15 protein-coding genes and 1 pseudogene are annotated in these 18,408 nt (G+C 55.6%); 10 read left to right on the forward strand and 6 right to left on the reverse strand.

Annotation, left to right across the window (positions count from 1 at the left end; all coding sequences use genetic code 11):
- Window positions 1-216 precede the first annotated feature (216 nt).
- The 4 genes from ACZ41G_RS03880 (at window position 217) to ACZ41G_RS03895 (ending at window position 2,715) form a co-directional block, all read left to right on the forward strand.
- The gene (locus ACZ41G_RS03880) at window positions 217-351 is read left to right on the forward strand and encodes a hypothetical protein (RefSeq protein WP_464146093.1); all 135 of its coding nucleotides are present in this window, start codon (window positions 217-219) and stop codon (window positions 349-351) included.
- A gap of 21 nt (window positions 352-372) precedes the next feature.
- Window positions 373-1,119, forward strand: a complete 747-nt coding sequence (locus tag ACZ41G_RS03885; RefSeq protein ID WP_464146095.1) for a tetratricopeptide repeat protein — start codon at window positions 373-375, stop codon at window positions 1,117-1,119.
- A 623-nt stretch (window positions 1,120-1,742) separates the two neighbouring features.
- Complete coding sequence (locus ACZ41G_RS03890) at window positions 1,743-1,886, forward strand: excalibur calcium-binding domain-containing protein (RefSeq protein WP_464146097.1); 144 nt, start codon at window positions 1,743-1,745, stop codon at window positions 1,884-1,886.
- 91 nt (window positions 1,887-1,977) lie between these two features.
- Window positions 1,978-2,715 (forward strand): GIY-YIG nuclease family protein, encoded by a 738-nt coding sequence (locus ACZ41G_RS03895; protein WP_464146099.1) that lies wholly within the window; start codon window positions 1,978-1,980, stop codon window positions 2,713-2,715.
- Window positions 2,716-2,803: 88 nt separating this feature from the next.
- Here the strand turns inward: ACZ41G_RS03895 and ACZ41G_RS03900 are convergent, their stop codons facing one another.
- Window positions 2,804-3,802 carry a hypothetical protein gene (locus tag ACZ41G_RS03900; protein WP_464146101.1) on the reverse strand — a complete coding sequence of 333 codons (999 nt, stop codon included), beginning with the start codon at window positions 3,800-3,802 and terminating at the stop codon, window positions 2,804-2,806.
- Window positions 3,803-3,980: 178 nt separating this feature from the next.
- Here ACZ41G_RS03900 and ACZ41G_RS03905 point away from each other — a divergent pair, with 178 nt between their 5' ends.
- Entirely contained in the window at window positions 3,981-4,415 is a 435-nt protein-coding gene (locus ACZ41G_RS03905) for a DUF262 domain-containing protein (RefSeq protein ID WP_235341193.1), read from the forward strand.
- A gap of 151 nt (window positions 4,416-4,566) precedes the next feature.
- Here the strand turns inward: ACZ41G_RS03905 and ACZ41G_RS03910 are convergent, their stop codons facing one another.
- Window positions 4,567-5,631 (reverse strand): hypothetical protein, encoded by a 1,065-nt coding sequence (locus tag ACZ41G_RS03910; protein ID WP_464146103.1) that lies wholly within the window; start codon window positions 5,629-5,631, stop codon window positions 4,567-4,569.
- Between the two features lie 244 nt (window positions 5,632-5,875).
- Between ACZ41G_RS03910 and ACZ41G_RS03915 the strand changes: the two genes are divergently transcribed.
- Complete coding sequence (locus tag ACZ41G_RS03915; RefSeq protein ID WP_464146105.1) at window positions 5,876-9,118, forward strand: DNA/RNA helicase domain-containing protein; 3,243 nt, start codon at window positions 5,876-5,878, stop codon at window positions 9,116-9,118.
- A gap of 128 nt (window positions 9,119-9,246) precedes the next feature.
- Here ACZ41G_RS03915 and ACZ41G_RS03920 read toward each other — a convergent pair whose 3' ends face one another.
- Both ACZ41G_RS03920 and ACZ41G_RS03925 read right to left on the reverse strand, forming a co-directional pair.
- Window positions 9,247-9,492, reverse strand: coding sequence for a hypothetical protein (locus ACZ41G_RS03920; RefSeq protein WP_464146107.1), 246 nt, complete (start codon window positions 9,490-9,492; stop codon window positions 9,247-9,249).
- A gap of 858 nt (window positions 9,493-10,350) precedes the next feature.
- Entirely contained in the window at window positions 10,351-11,820 is a 1,470-nt protein-coding gene (locus ACZ41G_RS03925) for an MFS transporter (RefSeq protein WP_464146109.1), read from the reverse strand.
- 493 nt (window positions 11,821-12,313) lie between these two features.
- Between ACZ41G_RS03925 and ACZ41G_RS03930 the strand changes: the two genes are divergently transcribed.
- The 3 genes from ACZ41G_RS03930 (at window position 12,314) to ACZ41G_RS03940 (ending at window position 16,179) form a co-directional block, all read left to right on the forward strand.
- Window positions 12,314-12,739: a ferrous iron transport protein A gene (locus ACZ41G_RS03930; RefSeq protein WP_464146111.1), complete on the forward strand. Its 426-nt coding sequence runs from the start codon at window positions 12,314-12,316 to the stop codon at window positions 12,737-12,739.
- Window positions 12,736-15,018 (forward strand): ferrous iron transport protein B, encoded by a 2,283-nt coding sequence (feoB, locus tag ACZ41G_RS03935; protein ID WP_464146112.1) that lies wholly within the window; start codon window positions 12,736-12,738, stop codon window positions 15,016-15,018. Before ACZ41G_RS03930 ends, feoB begins: the two co-directional genes overlap by 4 nt.
- A gap of 465 nt (window positions 15,019-15,483) precedes the next feature.
- A complete protein-coding gene (locus tag ACZ41G_RS03940; protein WP_464146113.1) occupies window positions 15,484-16,179 on the forward strand; it encodes a putative ABC transporter permease in 696 nt (231 codons plus the stop codon).
- On the opposite strand, the gene ACZ41G_RS03945 is transcribed toward ACZ41G_RS03940, so the two are convergent.
- Together ACZ41G_RS03945 and ACZ41G_RS03950 are read right to left on the reverse strand one after the other, a co-directional pair.
- Entirely contained in the window at window positions 16,176-16,544 is a 369-nt protein-coding gene (locus ACZ41G_RS03945) for a DUF488 domain-containing protein (RefSeq protein ID WP_464146213.1), read from the reverse strand. The two genes, ACZ41G_RS03940 and ACZ41G_RS03945, sit on opposite strands and share 4 nt — an antisense overlap.
- Window positions 16,545-16,712: 168 nt before the next feature.
- A pseudogene (locus tag ACZ41G_RS03950) lies at window positions 16,713-17,318 on the reverse strand (DNA-3-methyladenine glycosylase); the annotation flags it as partial.
- Window positions 17,319-17,452: 134 nt separating this feature from the next.
- On the opposite strand from ACZ41G_RS03950, the gene ACZ41G_RS03955 reads away from it, so the two are divergent.
- Window positions 17,453-18,403: an ABC transporter ATP-binding protein gene (locus tag ACZ41G_RS03955; protein ID WP_464146115.1), complete on the forward strand. Its 951-nt coding sequence runs from the start codon at window positions 17,453-17,455 to the stop codon at window positions 18,401-18,403.
- Window positions 18,404-18,408: the final 5 nt, after the last annotated feature.

Genomic DNA, 18,408 nt, shown 5'->3' on the forward strand with positions numbered 1-18,408 from the left:
ATGACCGCTGTTCACTCGTTTGGATGACAGGTGAGTGAACAGCGGTTTTCTGTTGCACGGTAAGTGATGGTCTGGCATCCCTTTGCAGTATGCACAATACTTTCAGTGTTTTGGAATCCTTGCCACGCATCGCGTAGAGTGAGTGGATACCGGGATGCCGCAACAGGCGCGGCATCCTACCGGTGCGGGAACCGCAACATCAGGAAAGGGAACACCATGGACGATTTCGACGATGATGAGGACATGTCCTTCGAAGAGTCGCTGAGCCATGACGAGATGGGGCCGGTGACCGTTGAAACGCTGCAGAACATCGAACGACAGATCAACGAGCAGGGTGGGGTGCCCGTGTGAGCGGTCGTCCAGAACCTGTTCGTGCCGACCGCACACCGCATCATGCAGGATGCCGGCAGTGTGATCGGCGAGCGGGCGGCGAGTTTCGTGCGTTCCACATTGGAAGAAGTAATCCGTATCACACCTGATTCCGGCGATGACCTGCCTGATGTGTCGCTGAGCGTCACCGGCGCCATGACCTTGCTTGGTTCGTACTATTACGATGGTGTGCTCGGCGAACAGGATTACACTAAGGCGTTCGAATACTACAAGGAGGCCGCGGAACGTGGCGGCATACGTGCCACGCTCAATCTGGGGTACTGCTACCAGTACGCCCACGGGACCATGCGTGATGATGCGAAGGCTTGCACTTGCTACAGCGTGGCGTATCTCGCTGACCCCACCAACCCTGAAGCGCGCTACAAGATGGCCGACATGTTCTTCAACGGGTATGGTGTGCCGCGCAACGAAACCGTGGCCGTACATGCGTATCTTGAGATTCTCGACCAGGTTACCGATGATGACAATCAACAGTGGTTCGCGGAGAATGAGGAATCACTGTACCGCCGGCTCGCGCTCGCGTACCGTGACGGCAGGGGAGTCAAGCGCAGTCCGCTCAAGGCGCTCGAATATTATGAAAAGCTGGAGATTATCCACTACCGTGATCTGGCACACGGGCGGCGTGACACACCGTATTACAGTACGGCACAACACTTGGACGGTGTGCAGAAGGAGATCGCGAAGCTGCGGGCAGAGCTGGATGCTGATCCTACGGCGGCATCGATGTAGGGCGGAGCGGTGCGGCTGGATGGCTGGGCTGGGTTACGAGATGTCTCGCGGTGGTGTTGCATGGCGGCATGGGCGTGCGCGGGACTTCATTCCGTGGGAAGCTGATTGACGATAATTTCCCGTGTCTGCATGCGCGGATGCGGGAGATTATCGCAATCTGACCATTTGGCTGGTAAAGTCCCGCGTTTTTGTGGGACTTTACCGCGGATGGGACGTTCGGCGGATAATCTCCCAGCGGCGAAATCGACGCGATTCTCAAAACCGCGAAATTCCAACATTCTCATTAGGGAGATCATCGCCAAATCCCGAAATCCGCGAGTTCTCCCGGGAGCATATTGTCTGATGGACGGAATCGGGTTAAAGCCCCACTACTTGAGAAAGCTCAGATTGTCTGTTCACAGCGGCATGGCTGTGTGTCGAGTGAAAAGACATCCGCTTTCCGTCACATGCACGTGGCACTTCTAGCTGTGAAGCTGCGTATGTTGGTATCGCATACGATGCTTGATTCTTGGGATGCAGAGCAAGTAACCAGAGTATGTTCACGTGTTCGCGCCGGTAGGTGTATGTTAACCGGATACCAGAGCTGACCAAGCACAATATTATTGGATGCATTATTGTTCCTCATGTGTCTTCTTGAGGGCGGACGCAATCTTGTCTCGTTGATCTCAGCTGTCTTCGTGGGTTACATTACCAGCGATCCGGGGTATTCGCGTGACTTGGATGCGGATGGCGACGGTCGTGCGTGTGAGGTGAAGCCGAATTACTGACCGGATGATGAGGTTTTCATTGTGTGTTCCGGTAGCTTCGTGTCCTCCAACAATGGATTTACAATGGACGCCATATAAGGAGGAATCTCTAATGGAACGACGGCGAGCAAAAACGACATGGAAATATGACCCAGAGATAGGGAACGTTGGTCGGGGCGAAACATATAAATATGCGGGTCAGCCAATGATTCCTCAGATTTTCGCCGAAGATCTGATAGCGCTTTTCAATATGAGCCAGGTTAGGCGAAAACAAGCGATTCAATGTGTGTTGAAATTCCATGAAAAGAACAATGGATTACCTGTACAGTCACAGCCGGCAAATGTATTTAAAAAGGCTATTCAATATTTGAGCCCTTATGCAACACACCCAAGTTATGGGATATGGCGTTTGCGATATGAAGAGGTGCCTAGTGACGATGAGCTGGAGAACCATGTTGTTGAACAGACAGACAGAGCCAGGGCTGCGGGACTGAAAGCGGATAAGACTCTGGGCGAGGGGCCGGGCGTCGTATATGTGTATTACTACGATACATACAGACAGTTTGCTGAACTTCAAGGCAAGGACCACTGGCCATGTAAGGTGGGCATGACGGATGTTGATTTGACAGATCGTATTTATGGGCAGGCTACTACTGCATATCCTGAAAGACCACATGTTGCGTTGCAGATGAATTGTGAAAATGCGCGGAGTATGGAGAAAGTGTTGCACGGGATTCTTGAGTTGTGGAACCGGAAAATCGGAGATGCACCAGGAGATGAGTGGTTTGATACATCTCCGGATGAGGTGAAATCAATATTCGCGATGGTGTCGTCGAAGCATTCGTCATGAGGTGAAAGCGGGGAATGGGAATGTTGATGTCACATGAGTGCTGACAGAGTTGCGATGAATGTGATGATGGGCTGTTCGAGCATGATATTCATTCCATTCCAACGAATGTCTTGTTGTACAAGGCGATTTCGAAATCGGTCCAGTGCATAGCCTCGCTATCGTTTGCCACACAGCAAGAGGATTCAAGATATGTATTCTCGGACCAGAAAAGTGTGGAAGGGCTATTGTCTGGAATGCCATTCCAGAATGTGATTGGTGATCCTGTAAATGTTGACTTGAACGTACAACGTCCGCAAATTGGACAAGAGATTATTTTCTTCTCTCTGATGCAATGGTCTTGATAGCCTTGTTTTCCGAGAAATTTATGCCACCGTTCGTCAATTCTTCTCTGTTCCTCGAGAAGTCGATGATTTTCACTTTCTTTAGTCTCCTTCGGTTGGTTTGCATAACGTCTCCGTGCGGCAAATACCCATTGCCGGAAGAGATCCGTCTCTGCGTCTTTGAATGGTGAATCTTCCGAAGTCGTAGCGAACGCTTGGTATTCCTTGTCGGTTGGGTTGAATGTTGTCAAAATATAGCTGTGGAATGCCCCAAATGTACATTCGACAGTATCAAAATCGCTCAGCAGGATATTCTCGTGTACCGCTTTATTCCGCAGGTATCTGAGCTGGTTCAGGAGATCAATATGATGCTTGCTTAGCGGATGTTCTGGCATCAGTGCGATTTTCCCGTTTCTCATATCATCGTAGATTCTTGCGATGCTTCTTGTTTTATGCCCCATAATCGCCTGGATGTTTGGGCTGTCTACTGCTGTAAAAGGTAGCGAAAAATAATGACCTGTACTCGGAGCGTTCTCCCACAGTGATTCCAGGTTTCCATGTTCAGCGAGATTGCCGTAAACCAGCATTTCTGCTGCCGAACCCGCATGTGTGCAGTATTCAATGGCTTCTTGATAGCTGAGTTTTGTCCCCATTGTTTCATTGAGCTGCATTGCTTGTTTGCAGTGCTGATATGCACCGTTGAAGAAGAGATTAGCGTATGCATGGCAGAAAGCCATATCTTGCTCGTCGATATCATTTTCACTCATAGCTACACTGTAGTTCTATTCGAGATTCGTCTATGTGGTGTTAGTACGTTGAAGAGGAAGCTGAACTGCCTTCTCGCATTCACAGCCACGAATACACTAACCATTATCGGCATTAGCCCGCGTGCCACCCATCTCGCTGCGTAGCGAGCAGCACCCGGGTCACGTGAGTGGAGGCAATATGAAGGGTTCTGAAACTCAGCTGCTTGGGCTGATGGAGGGCACTGACAAGCGGTATGTCATTCCGGTGTACCAGAGAAAGTATGACTGGAAGGTTGACAATTGTCGCCAACTGTATGCGGATTTGGAGAGGGCCATTCGTGATGGAAGAAGCCATCATTTCTTCGGGAGCATGGTCTCCCAGATTGTGCCGGATGGCAGCAAGATCGAGTATCACATCATCGACGGGCAACAACGTTTGACAACGGTCACGTTGTTGCTGCTGGCGATTTCCAACATGATCCGGTCGGGGAAAATGAAGTCTGCTGATGGAACTGTTGCGGATTTGATCATGAATGTGACAGAGTCCTCGCGCAAAGCGTTGGCTGTTGCTCTAAGACTGATTTTTCTGAGGAGGCCGGCTAGTGTTAGGGGATGGCTATCGAGGCATTGCTGATCGGAAATGTCTTCAAGCTAATCGGACGATATCTCAGGCTGGGGAACGTGATATTTTGAGACGCTGATTTGAGAAGGGGCCCAAGGGGAACCTATTGTCGTAAGACCCCGCGCGTAACCTCATTGCCGACCCGCAAGAATGCCCGAAGGGCCTATTTTTCTCTTGTATAAAGGTTGTATGTAGGAATTGACAAGTCTACGATATTGTATTCGTTCTTGTCGGGAGTGTTCAAACGATATCGAATATATCTGCCTTCACTCATCGATAAATAAACATGATTCAGCAATGTTGGATTCTTTCGCAACTGCTCCATTTCTTCATGGCTGCGAGCCGATCCAAGTACGTAGATTGTCTCGGGTGCATCATAAACGGAGCTATCGATGTATACTCCGGGCACAACACCTTCGTGATTGATTGGTTGTAGGATGACTCCATTGAAGGCATTCTTGTATGGAGAACTTTTTTCCTGATCAGAGATAACAGCATCAATGAACTGCTGGATTGCATTTCTCATGAAAATGCTGAATCCCGGGATTGCCTTGAGCAAATCTTGCTCTTGATGTATGCGGTTTTTCTTCTTGAATCCCGGGATGGGCATCGTATAAACGATCGCGTCGTCTAAAGTAAATGAACAGTGATATGGCGTTGCGAGTGGAAATTCATGTTTCATCCTATTATCGAAGTCAGTGATGTAATCTAGCAGAGATTTCGACTGTTCGCCGCGTTCTTCGGTTACGTTTGCAAACCATCTCTTTGTACTGATAACTACCATTGTTTCTGGATTTCTATCCGCACCTTGTGTGATTCCCGGGGTGTTCTTGATTTGCTTTACAATCTCGCTGACCGCCGGATGCGAATCCTTGATTTTCCCGCGTAGGAAGCTCTGATATGCTGCAAACGCCAGCCTGTCATATGTCATACGCAGATAATGGAAGTAATTGTTCCGCTGCTCCCGAATGAATTCAATGCCCTTCTGGTGTTGCCCGGCGATTTCGATGTCGGGCAAGAAGGTGGAGTCTTTGGTAAAAATCACCTCTCTAGAACCCGAGAACGTTCTTTGATAGTTGTTCTGTGCTTGCTCAATGGTCCACTGGATACGGTTGGCACATGCTGTCGCTTCTTCGTAGGAGCGAATTGCTGCCCCGATGTAATGGTAGGCGGGAATGATTCGGTTCTTGGTAAACAGGTCCCAGTTGGCTTGTAAATGGTTGATCATGGATTCTGTATCTTGAGACTCCATCTGTTCTCCGGTCGTTGATTTGATATCTGCTAACTAGGAAACTCTTCATGATGGACGATTGCGAGGCCTTATCCAGTCTGCCGTTCAGCGAACTTGGAACTCATGCGACGAGGAATGATGCGGTTATTTGTTTCCGACTGACAGCTCGTGCATTTTGCCCGATACCCCCTCCCGGAGTAATCTAGTATGTTGATGCGAAACCGGAGGCTGCGAGGAGGGGATGAACGTGTCTTGCGACTTTCAGTCTGATTCGATGCGTGCCGAAAAACTGCCGACTATCAATGAATCCGAGCTTGCTGGAGAACTTGAGAACCAACTGAAGCATCTCCTCAACAGGCACACCGGCAAACGTGATGACCAGACGCCATCGTTCATCCAAATGGATTATGACCGCTGTGTAGATGTCGGAGAATACGAACAGCCGTTAAAGGCGGAGCTAGAGACGGAGCTGCTTCATTTCTTCGCAGAGGGGTATCAGCACGCTGTTCAAGAGCAAGCTGGCGATGCGGAACTTCTTGATCATTCCGTTGTTGAGTCAGCTTCGCTGGCATTCGCCAATCGCGCTGTTCAGCATTTGAAAGAAGACACGAAAGGCCAGTCGTTTTCTGCTGCTTCCCGGAAATATCTCAACCGTCGGCGTATTGAAACAGTTGATTATCCAGTCGTGTATATCGTCTACGGCAACGAGGAGACCGGCGCGTACGATGTTACGCTGAAATACGATACTGTCGATGGCAAGAAAATCTGGTTCAATCCAGACAGTGAGGACGCCGATGCTGTTCGGCGATACGTTGCCTCATCTGATCCCGATAGCAGCGATATCGAGGATTCTCTTGAAAGCCGTGAACATTCTAAGATTACAGAGGATTCGCAAGAGAAGGATTCTCGGAGCTTACCGAAAGGCGTTGATGGGGACCGTTATAAGTGGAAGCGCGGCTATACCGTGTACGTGGGGGAGACCAATGACATCGCTCGTCGTGTTAGGGAACATCTGAACTCGGATCCTTTGAGCAGATCTGATTGGGCTGAAGTCGCGAAAAGACTCACCGAAAAACCTGGCTCCTACAAGCAGGTGCTCATCTGTGATCAGTTTTTCACGAAGTCGATGACGGAAGACATCGAAGACCGTCTCATCGACTATATGGTCGGTGTCCCGGACGTCAAGAAACTGATGAATCGCCGGCGCAATCCGCAGAGCAACTACCATCAGTCCGAAATGACCACCCAGATATTCCATGACATCTGGCGCGGACTCGGCAATTTCTGGAGCGAAAAGCACCCGGATAGCCCCGAGCTGTTTCCCGATGAACAGGTCATTTTCGACTCGGCGCTGTTCAAAGCATCCCCGTTCCATAACCTCACCGATGAGCAGCGGAAAGCTGCGCGACTCATCATGGATGTTGTCGAAACCAAGCTGCGGGCATTCTCGCAGTCAGAAAAATCCGGTGGCGATCCTGCGCATTCGCTGATTCTGGTCGCTGGGGCCGCTGGAACAGGCAAGACTGTACTGCTCAGCCATCTGTTCTACCGGCTGAACGAGGAACTCGGCGATATGCGGGGCGCTCGTGACAAAAGCGAAGTGGACCTCATCGTCAACCACGACCAGCAACTTACCGTCTACCGGAATATCGCAAAGAAACTTGGGATGGATAAGGTCAATACTTCCAGCGTCACGGGCAGGAAAACCGTGGCTGAAGTGACCAAGGCGATTGGGTTCATCAACGCTAAGAGTTCGAAAGTCGAAATCGAGGAAGACAAAAAATATCAGGATGATGCGAAAGTAACGCTTTACGACTACGATAAGCCGGCTGAAATTGCCGACGTGGCGCTTGTTGACGAGGCACACCTGCTTCAGACAAGATCAAGCCAGTCATACCAGGGTGGCAACCAACTGTACGATATCATCCTGCGATCCAAGGTCACGGTCGCTGTTTTTGATCCCAGCCAGATTATTCAGGAACGTTGCGACTGGAGTCCTGACCTCATTGCGCGCCTATTCCCCGAAGGATGGCGTGACCTTGCCTCCGCGGAATTCGCAGTTGCCGACCCATTTCGGAAGAATGCCGCAGACGCTGCGAACAACAAGTCGCGGAGCGTGGACTTGCCGATCATCCAGATGAAAACACCCGATATCGATTATTGGGCTCGTAAGAAACTCAAGATGGTTCAGCCGGAGCAACCCGAGAAAATCGACAGGAAACCGCTTACCGTCGATGTGACGAATATCGTCCTGAAAGCGCAGATGCGTGTATGCGCGGATGATGCAACCATCAACTGGATTGACGATTTCATCGCCGAACATCAGGATGATAATCGCGCATCAGCATGCGGCGTTATCGGTCACATCCCAGCTGATCCAGGCGAAATGCGTGAACCGCAGGAGGAAAATTACAGGAATATCGATGGTTCGTATTCGGAGCCGAAGGCATCGACGATTGAATGGGTGCGGCAACCGTATGAAATCAAGGTGTTCGAATCCCCTGTGGAACTGTTCCAGGCAATCTATGCAAAGGCAAGACCGAATAACCTCAGCAGGCACGAAGGTGGTCTATCAAGGGTTATAGCTACATATGACTGGCCTTACACGTCAGGCAAAGTAAATGAAAACGATCCATGCGGCTTTTGGAATGTCGAAATGTACCGTGATGAAAACGGGGATTGGCAGTCCGGTCTTTCTGAAGACATGAAGCAGGAGATTGACAGTACTGTTCATGCATGCGCGCAGTCTATGGGAAGTGCATTGGTCGAGACTTTCGGCATTGGGGCGAAGAATGTGGATGTCCCGGGTGATGACGTTATCTCGTCCATGCCTGATGATCGATTCTGCATGCCATGGAATATGGAATTCACGAAATATACTGGGTCCCTCGGTAACAACACATCGGGAAAGACGCAGTCAGGCACCGATACATCACATAAAAAACGAGGCATATATCAGCAGACTCCAAAAAGTGTTACCGAATCGTTGGCATCGCTTTCGGACCGCTGGTCTTCAACGAAACACCGTGTTGCCGAAGAGCGTTCATGGGCTGAAGAGGAGCACACGGTTTTCGAAGTGGGCTCGACCTATACCATTCAGGGATTCGATCTCAATATCGCCGGTGTCATCATTGGACCGTCTGTCAAGTACCGTGACGGCAAGGTGATATATGATCCTGATGCCAGTTGCGACCAGTACGCCAAGGAGAAGAAGGCATCACAGGAGGACCGAATTCGCAATATCCGCAACCAGTTCAATGTCCTGATGAAGCGCGGTGTGCATGGGTTGTACATCTTTGCAGTTGATAAGCAGTTGAGGGACAAGCTGTTGGAGGAATACCAAGGCTATCTTCAGGAAAGAAAAGAGCAGGATGCCAAGAATCTTGCACAATGGAAGCGTATGGTGAAGATATACGAAGCGGAACGTAGTGTGGCATCAGCGGATGATGAAAGTGCGGAGAACGAACTGCAAACGCTGTCCTGAGTTTGAGTAGCCCACTGTGTTGATTTTTCCGGTTCCGCGTCTTGTGATGGCATGGCAAATCACAGGACGCGGAACCGGTTGTGCTGCTACCGCGAGCAGCCTACTTGCTGCTGTAGCACAACCTTCAATCAGCACTGATTAATCAGCTTCATCACCTGAGGAATATCTTCGGCGCTTCGCAGATCCACCCGTGTCAGGCATCCCGCCTCGAATCCGTGCGGTCGCTTGTCCTGCGCGTAGCCGTTCGGATCGTCAAGGTCGTCCATAGTTGCGTTGAGGCCAATGCCGAGGCTTGTGGAGCTGGGAAGTGCCTTGATAACAATGTGCAGTGCCTTCCCGCTATCGGTGTAATAGCCCACGTGGTTCTTTTTCACGCCGAGCGTCCCTGTTTTCTAGTTTGGACTGCGACCTTACCTATTCAGAAATCCGGTGATTGTCAAGTGGCTGGCTCTTGAAGACATTAACCACCCGTTGATACGCTTTCAGCAGTCTTGGCAAATATGCCATGGTCCGTGCATAAAACGCACTTGGCTCTTGGATATCGGTCGGCGAGTCGGTGAGCTGCGGAAAACAATGTGCCAAAGATCTATTTCATTCTGGCTCAATTCCCCGTTTATTCGCAGATATACTCTGGCACCCGCTTCGAGTGCTTGGTCATTGCGCGGGTGATCCAATCCGAATCGTGTGGCGATGGGGATTCCCTGCTCGGAGAGAATATCATAGAATATTTGACATCTTTCATCGAGTGGAGCGCTGAATAACTTTTGTGATACAGCGCTGAAAATATGTAAGCAGCAAAATGCTTCCCATTGTGCTGTTCCGTCGAACAGTAGTTCGTCGAGCTTATAGATATTTTCCTCAGCTGCAGCTAATGCATCAGGCTTATGGTGCATGTGTAGGTGAGTGACGGGGCCGCGGTGGTTGGTAGCACGATACTTCGCTTATCTGCGGTACTTCCGGCGAGCATCTCGCCTTTCTGTAGTACTTCCCGAAGCGCATCTGCTCTATCTGTGTTCATGAAAGTCGATATCGCAAGTATCGGCCGCGGAATATCAACGATGCTACTCGCGATATCAGGCGATGACGCACACAAATAGACGAGATAGCTCTGAGCAGGTACTACAGATACCGCAGATGGCGGTGCGAGCGGTATTCCGTTGTACCAGTCCGGTGCATGCAGGCAGGATCCGACGAGGAGGGCGGTTTGCCCGGCCGTTGTTGCATCCGCCTGCTTACGCTTCCCTCCGCGCGTGGAAGGAGATGGCGACACAAGCGCCAATCGCCAGCGCCAACACCAGCAGGATGATGAAATCGATTCGGCTGCCGCTTATGGTCGCAGAACTTACAGGCATGTGCAGGGTCTGCGCGGCGATCACCGCACTCATGACTGCGGTGCCGAGCGACCCGGCGAACTGCTGCATCATCGAGAACAAGGAGTTCTGATCGGATTTTTGCCGAGGCGCGACATATTTACTTGCGTCGGACATCGTGATGCCGAATCCGATATTGAAACCGATTCTGAGCAGCGTATAGAAGATGCCGGTCAGCACAACGGTCAGCGATTCGGCGAACCCCGTGAGCAATCCCAATGCCAGTACCATGAGCGTGATGCTGACGGTGATCGGCCGGCGCAAACCGGAACGGTCGTAGGCCTGTCCGGCGAAGGGCGCGGCAATCGAACCGATCAGCGAACCCGGCAGCAGCATAAGACCCGCTGTCATCGCGGAATCGCCGAGCACATCCTGCACGTAAAGCGGGAACACAATCGAAATGCCGATATTGATGAACTGCATGCCGAAATACGAGAACAGACGCAGTCTCACCATCCGGTTGTCCAGAATCGAATAATCGAACAGCCTGCGCGCGCCATGACGGGCATGCCACACCATGACGGCGATCAACGCCAGGACGACGAGCAGACCGATCCAGAACCGCGGGGACAGCCAGCCGCCCCGTCCGGCCTCGTTGAATGCGACAAGCAATCCCAAGAACACGCAGGACAAGACCGTGAGCCCGATGACGTCAAAGCGTTGGCCGGCGACACCCGGCGCAGTACCGTGGATGCTGAACGAGCCGGCGATGCCGATGCATACGAGCAGGGGGAGGACGCCTACGAAAATCGCGCGCCAAGACCATACGCTGGTCATAATGCCGCCATACGAGGGTCCGAGCGCCGGCGCCAAGGAGATGATTACGGCGGCGAAGCCGGTGTACACGCCGAGCTTGCGTACGGGTACTTGGGTGAAAATCGTCTGGAACATCAGTGGTGTGGCGATGCCTGTGGCGATTGCCTGGAGCATGCGCCCGAACAGCAGCAGGGCGAATCCGGGGGCAACCAGGCAGATGAGCGAGCCGATGATGCTCGTGGCGAGCGCGAAGAAGAACAGTGCGCGGGGATTGAACCGTTTGAGCAAGTATGCGGTGCTGCCCATGACGATAGTCACCAGCAGCAGATACCCGGTGGTGAGCCATTGCACGGTGGTCAGTGGTACATGCATGCTGCGGATGAGCACCGGGAAGTCCACGGTCATCGAGGTTTCGGTGAGGATCCCGACGAAGGAGAGCATGCCGATGGACGCGATGGCCGCGCGCGTGCGCCAAGGGACAGGGGAGTCGGCTGTGTTGCGGTTTGCGGGGCGCGGGTCGGGATTGTGCTCCGTGCTGCCTGCGGGTTTCGGTTGTTGCTGTGTGCTTTCGGGCATCGTGCTCCTTGTCATGGCGTTGTCGTCATTTGTCGTCGTTTGCCATCGTTTGCCATCGTGCATAGTCGGTTGCCGTCATAGGTCGTGAGCCGTGTCCGGACCGATACGTTGCTATGCGCTGTCATGTGTCGTCTGTTGTGCGGCGACTTGCCCGCTCGCGCATGCCGGCCGGTATCGGGTTTGCAGAAGGCGCGGTTTGCGCGGGTGCAGACGTTGTCGGCGGTGCCACTGGCGCTCTGGGCGCTGCGTTAGCTTGGGCGCTACGAGTGGGGCATGTTTTCGTCGCCGATCCCATGGGGCGTGGTGCGTCACCTCATCCAGCGCGGAAGACGGTCATACTCTACGCACCGGGGGTGGACGGCGTCGGGGGCGGATGAGCGCCGGCAGTAGGTGACATCGGTGGCTTTCGCAGAAAAGGGGCGAACGTAAAAATACGCTATTTTCCTAAACAGTCTTGTGCAATCGGTGTCATGCCGGTTATTGTCGGTACGTGATGAAACGAGAACCAGGCGCACACAGCCCAAACCCATATGACCCAGCAGTAGCTTCACATGCGGGAAAACCGGCACATGATACCGGTTTCAATTCCGATGGTGAACCCGGCGGCGGAAACGGTTCCCAGCCTGGTAACGGCACTGGCTCTGGCATTGGCTTCGGTGCCGCCTGCGAGTGGACGTTGGAAGAATGCCCGGTAGGGCAGGATATGCGGGTCACCGGCGTACGCATGGATGAACGGCATATGCTGCGCATGCTGGAACTCGGCATCAGGGCGGGCGGCTTGGTGCGTGTCACCCAGCGGTCGAATTTCGGTGGACGTGTCATCGCCATCGGCACGGGCAGAATCGCCATCGACGCGGCCACCGCCCAATCCATCACCGTCCGGCCAGCGGAACCCAACACGCATGGAGAACAATCATGAGCGCGGATATCAAGCCTGAAGAATCGACGAATACCGCCGGATGCGCCGCGTATTGCGGGCATGGCGACAGCGAATCCAAACCTGCTCATACCGGGGATACTGGGCCCGACGGGCATAACGGGCATTGCGTGCATTGCGGGCATGCTCAGCACGGCGGGCAGCATGACGGACAGCGCTGCGGACACGACGACATGCAGCAGGGACGCCCCACCCGCGGGCGGCTCGAACGGCTGTTCGACGCCATTCGATTCGGCCGCGCGCCCAGTGCCGACGCGGATGCGGACTGCCACCATGGTTCCGGCGGCGGGCATACGTTGACCGGCGAAACCGCACGACGTGTGGTCTTCGTCGGCAACCCCAACGTCGGCAAATCCACACTGTTCAACGCGCTGCTGGGTGCTGGCGCGCGTGTGATGAACGCGCCGGGCACCACGGTGCTTGTCGAGCGCGGGCGGCTTGACATGACCGGCAAACCAGGCATTCCCGAATCGTCCGCGGGCATCTGGGACATCATCGACACGCCCGGCACCTACTCGCTGCTCCCGCAGTCGCCGGACGAACGGGTTGCCGCGCAGGCCGCCGCCGGGATTGACGGCATGCCGACGCCTGATGCGCTGGTGGCCGTACTGGACGCCACCAATCTTGTCCGGTCCCTGTACTTTCTCGCAGGCGTGCTCGAACTGGGCCGGCCCGTCGTCGTCGCGCTGTCGATGAACGATCTGGCCCGCCGCCAAGGCGACGAAATCGATCCGCAAACGTTGTCACAGGCGCTTGACGGCGTGCCGGTGATCGCGATCGATCCGCGTACCGGCGAGGGAACCGATTCGCTTATGCGCACGGTCGCCGGAAATTTCGATGGGACCCCGCTGCCGCGCGGTTTGCAGCTGATGCACGCCGGCAACGACGAAGAACTTGCAACCATGGTTCGTGAGGGCGCCGACCGCCGCTTCGACTGGGCTGCCGGCATCATCCACCGGCTCGGTCTGGACCATGCCGGGAGGGAGACGGTGTCCGACCGCATCGATCGCGTCCTGCTCAACCCGTGGCTGGGCGTGCCGGTGTTCCTCGCGGTCATGTATCTCGTGTTCCAGGCGACCACCACGCTTGCCGGTCCGATGCAAGACTGGTTTGACGTGACCGTACGCGGATGGCTGACCGACGGGATTGACGCGGTCATGTCACTATTCGGTCCGGGCGCCACGAGCGGTTGGGTGCACGGACTGATCGTGGACGGTCTGCTCGACGGCGTCATCACCGTGGCTACGTTCATCCCGCCGATGGGCATCATGTTCATCATGCTGTCCTTGCTGGAGGATTGCGGGTATCTGGCGCGTGCCGCGTTCGTCATGGACCGTCTGATGCGTGCCCTGGGACTTGACGGGCGTGCGTTCCTGCCGATTGTTGTCGGTTTCGGGTGCAATCTGCCGGGACTTGCGGCCACCCGTACGCTCACTGATTCACGGCAGCGCGTTATGGTCGGCATGCTCATACCGTTCGCCTCATGTTCTGCACGGCTGTCCGTGTATCTCGTGCTCGCGTACGCGTTCTTCCGCTCCACGGCGGGCTTGGTCGTCTTCCTCATGTATGTCATCTCGATTGTGCTGATTCTGGCGATTGGCGTGCTGTTGCGTCACACTGTATTCCGTGATTTGAAGCCTGAACCGTTTGCCATGGTGCTGCCGCCCTACCAGTGGCCGAAAGCCGTGGCACTGGTCAGGTCCGTGCTCATCCGGCTGTGGGGCTTCCTGCGCGGGGCGAGCTCGATCATCATCAGCGTGATCATTGTGCTATGGTTGCTCGCCTCCGTTCCGGCTACGGCGGGTGCGGGGAGCTTCGGAAACGTCGAGGATGTACATGATTCGGCCTACGGTGTGGTCGCCGACGCGGTGGCGCCGGTGTTCGCGCCCGCCGGATTCGACGACTGGCATGCCTCGGCCGCCTTGCTCACCGGGTTCGTCGCCAAGGAGGTAGTGGTCGGCTCGATGTCCCAGTCCTACAGCATCTCCGGCACGGACGACCAGTCCGAACAACAGCAGGGGCAGGGTGCGCTCGGCAGCAAGCTGCGCGAATCCTTCGATGAATCTTCAGACGGACATGGGCGTGCCGCGGCGATCTCGTTCCTGTTGTTCGTGCTCGCCTACACCCCGTGCCTGGCAACGGTGGCCGAGTTGAAACGCCAGTTCGGCGGGCGTGTCGCCGCCGGCAGTGTCGCGCTGGGGCTGGCGGTTGCGTACGTGCTTGCGGTGGTCGCATTCCAACTGCTCAGGCTGGTGATGTGAATGAGTGCTGGTATGGATACTGCCGCAGAAAGCGCCAAACACACCGTTCGCCGCATGCCTACCGGTGTCCGCGGCAGGGTTGCGGTGATGATTAGGCAGGGGCTTGATATCGCCGCGTGTGCTCGCGTACTTGGCATGCCTGTGGATTTTGTCCGACAGGTCGCCGAAAGTCTGGAAGCTGAGGGTGCAATTGATCTGGTTACGTGGCGCGGCTCGCACGGCTGCGCCACGGGCGGCTGCACGCCCGACCCGGATTCGCCGCTATGCGCGGGCTGTCCGCTTAAACCCGTCCAACTGCGCCGCCACAGGTCGGCACAGGAAGCAGACCCGTCCCCACGCGCGGGACTGTGGCATCGGGCGTCCCGCAGTCACTGATTCACCCGGTCAACGTGTCAAGTCTTCGTCCGTTGCCGTGCCGGGCTACAGTGGGATGGGGTTACAGTGGGATGGTCGAAAGGAGCACGTGTGAAGGATCTCATCCAGACCATGAACCAAAGAAGCCACGCCTGTGCCCAATGGCTGGACAAGCCGCGGACCATGCCCCGCTGGGACGCCTACGACATGGTCTACTTGTTCGCCATCGCCGGTACGGTCGGCACCGTGTATGAGGAAGTACTGATCGCTCTGACCCACGGCGTGTTCGAGAACCGCAGCGGGTCGATCATCACAACCGTCAACTGGGTGTACGGCATGGGCGCGGTCATCATGTTCCTCGCCTTGCAACGCGCGAACCGGCCTTGGCAGTACATCGCCTACGGCGCGCTGCTCGGCGGTGCCGTGGAATTCACGTTAAGCCTGATCCAACAGTATCTGCTGGGCACGCGCTCATGGGATTATTCCGGCAAATTACTCAATATCGGCGGCCGCACGACCATACCTTACATGCTGGTGTGGGGCCTGTTGTGCATGGCCTGCATGTGCTGGCTGTTCCCGCCGGCCCTCAGACTGGTCCACCGTATTCCGGAACACGCCCGGCATACCATCGCGGTAGTGCTCGCTGTGATCATGCTGATCGACCTGTCGCTCATGGTGCCCGCGATTGTCCGCTACGGGCAGCGCGCGCACGGCGTCTACTTCGACAACCCGTACTGCCGTTGGGTGGACCGTGTGTTCGATGACGCGTTCATGCGCTCGCGATACCCGAATATGCAGGTCGGCTAGGCCTTATCCGTGTGGCGGTCGCACTCGCCGAGCAGGTATTCGCGCAGGACGACCGCGTTGTTGTGTTCGCTGTCTTTGGCGCCATACAGGAGCGTGACTCGGGAATGGCCGGCGATGAGCCCGCGCAGGCGGCCGACCGCTTCCGGGTTGGCGTCAAGCTCGGCGCGGTAGCGTGCCGCGAACCCGTCGAACCGTTCGGGGATATGCCCGAACCAGGTGCGCAGATCCTTGGACGGGGCGATGTCCTTGAGCCACACGTCCACGTGCGCGCTTTGCTTGGACCTGCCGCGCGGCCACAGCCGGTCGACCAGCACGCGCAGCCCGTCGTCCGCGGACGGTTCCTCGTATACACGGCGGATTCTCACATCGCAGCTGGCGTTGCCGTCGCTGTCGCCGTTGCCGCCGTTGTCGTCTGCAACCGTTTGCCTTGTCTGCATCGTTTGCATCGCTTGTGTCCCTTTCGCTTGTGTCCCATGCATCGGCCCGGCAGCGTCCAGCGGCACGGCTTTCGCATTCAACGGGCTTTTCGACACATACGGATTGCCCATGATAATCAGGCGTCTTGGCCGGTCCGCCGCCTTGCTGATACCGATGCGGGGCGTGCAGCCAATCCGCTCGCCTTCCCTGAGCGACGCCCGTACCAACCGCAGCGGTGGCATGCGCAAATCATGGCCGTACAAGGATTTGTCAATGGCGAGCGCCTGACAGAGTTTTGCCGGCCCGTTGGTCAGTTGGGCGCCCGTGCGTCCGCCACGTAGTTGCGTCATATGTTCGACGCCTTCGATCGGTTCGCCCGCGCGGATGAGCACGCCGCATCCGAAGCCGTCCGCGCCGGCGGTCACGTTGACGCAGTAGTGCATGCCGTACGTGAAATACACGTAGGCGTGGCCGGCCGGGCCGAACATCGCGCGGTTGCGTTCGCTACGCCCGTGATAGGTGTGGCTTGCCGGGTCGTTCTGGTCGTAGGCCTCTGTTTCCACGATGCGGACAGCGCTATGGGTGCCGTCGGGCCAGTCGCGTACCAGCAGGCAGCCGAGCAGGGCGGCGGCCGCATGGTCGGCGCCTTGGGTGAGCAATTCCATGGGGAATGCGTTCCCGTTGCCGTTCTCGTCGTCGATTTCGTCGCAGATCCGTGCCATGCTGCTTCCTTTCGTCCGGCGCGTACGCGTCGGCTGCCACCATCGTCTTCCTTGATATGGACGGCAACTGACAGGCTCGCGAACCCTCGCCTAATTTCCCCGTGTTCGGCGTGTCGGCATGACACAATGAAATCATGAACGATACGAACGACACCGCCTTGAACGTCAGGCACTTGGTCAAACGCTACGGGGATATGCTCGCGCTTGACGGCTTCGACCTTCAGGTGCGTCGAGGCGAGATTTTCGGGCTGCTCGGGCCGAACGGCTCAGGCAAGACCACGGCGATCAGCTGCATTCTGGGATTGCTGGATTTCGAGGCGGGCGACATCCGTGTGCTGGGCGAGCAGATGACCCCGTCCGCCTATGAGCTTCGCCGCCGGATTGGCATCGTGCCTCAAGAGGTCGCCGTATTCGACGAGCTGAGCGTCGAGGAGAACATCGATTACTTCTGCTCCCTGTATGTCAAGGACCGCAAGCGTCGCAAGCAGTTGGTCGACGAGGCGATCGGGGTCGTCGGGCTCACGGAATTCAGGCGCTATCGGCCGAAGAAACTCTCCGGAGGTCTGCTTCGCCGGCTCAACATCGCCTGCGGGATTGCCCACCGGCCGGAACTCATCTTCTTCGACGAGCCGACCGTGGCCGTAGACCCGCAAAGCCGCAATGCGATTCTCGAAGGCATCAAACGCCTCAACCGCCAGGGCGCGACCGTCGTTTACACGAGCCATTACATGGAGGAGGTCGAACTGATTTGCGACCGCATCCTGATTATGGACCACGGCCGGCATTTGGCGCTCGGTACTGCGGACGAGCTCAAAGCCCAGATCGCCACCGGCGAGCGCATCATCATCGAGGCCGCCGGTCTGCGCGGGAGCGTGCCCGAAGGAATCCGTAACCTTCCATTCGTCCTCGAAGTGAAAGCGAGTGGCGATACGCTGGACATCCGTTGCAAGCATGGCGAACACAATCTGGTCGACGTGCTTGACGTGCTGCGGCGTGGGGACATCCGTCCCGGGCGCGTCACCTCACAGCCGCCGACACTCAACGATGTGTTCCTTGAGCTGACTGGTACAGCGCTGCGCGACTAAGGGGG

The sequence above is a fragment of the Bifidobacterium porcinum genome, assembly GCF_055378475.1.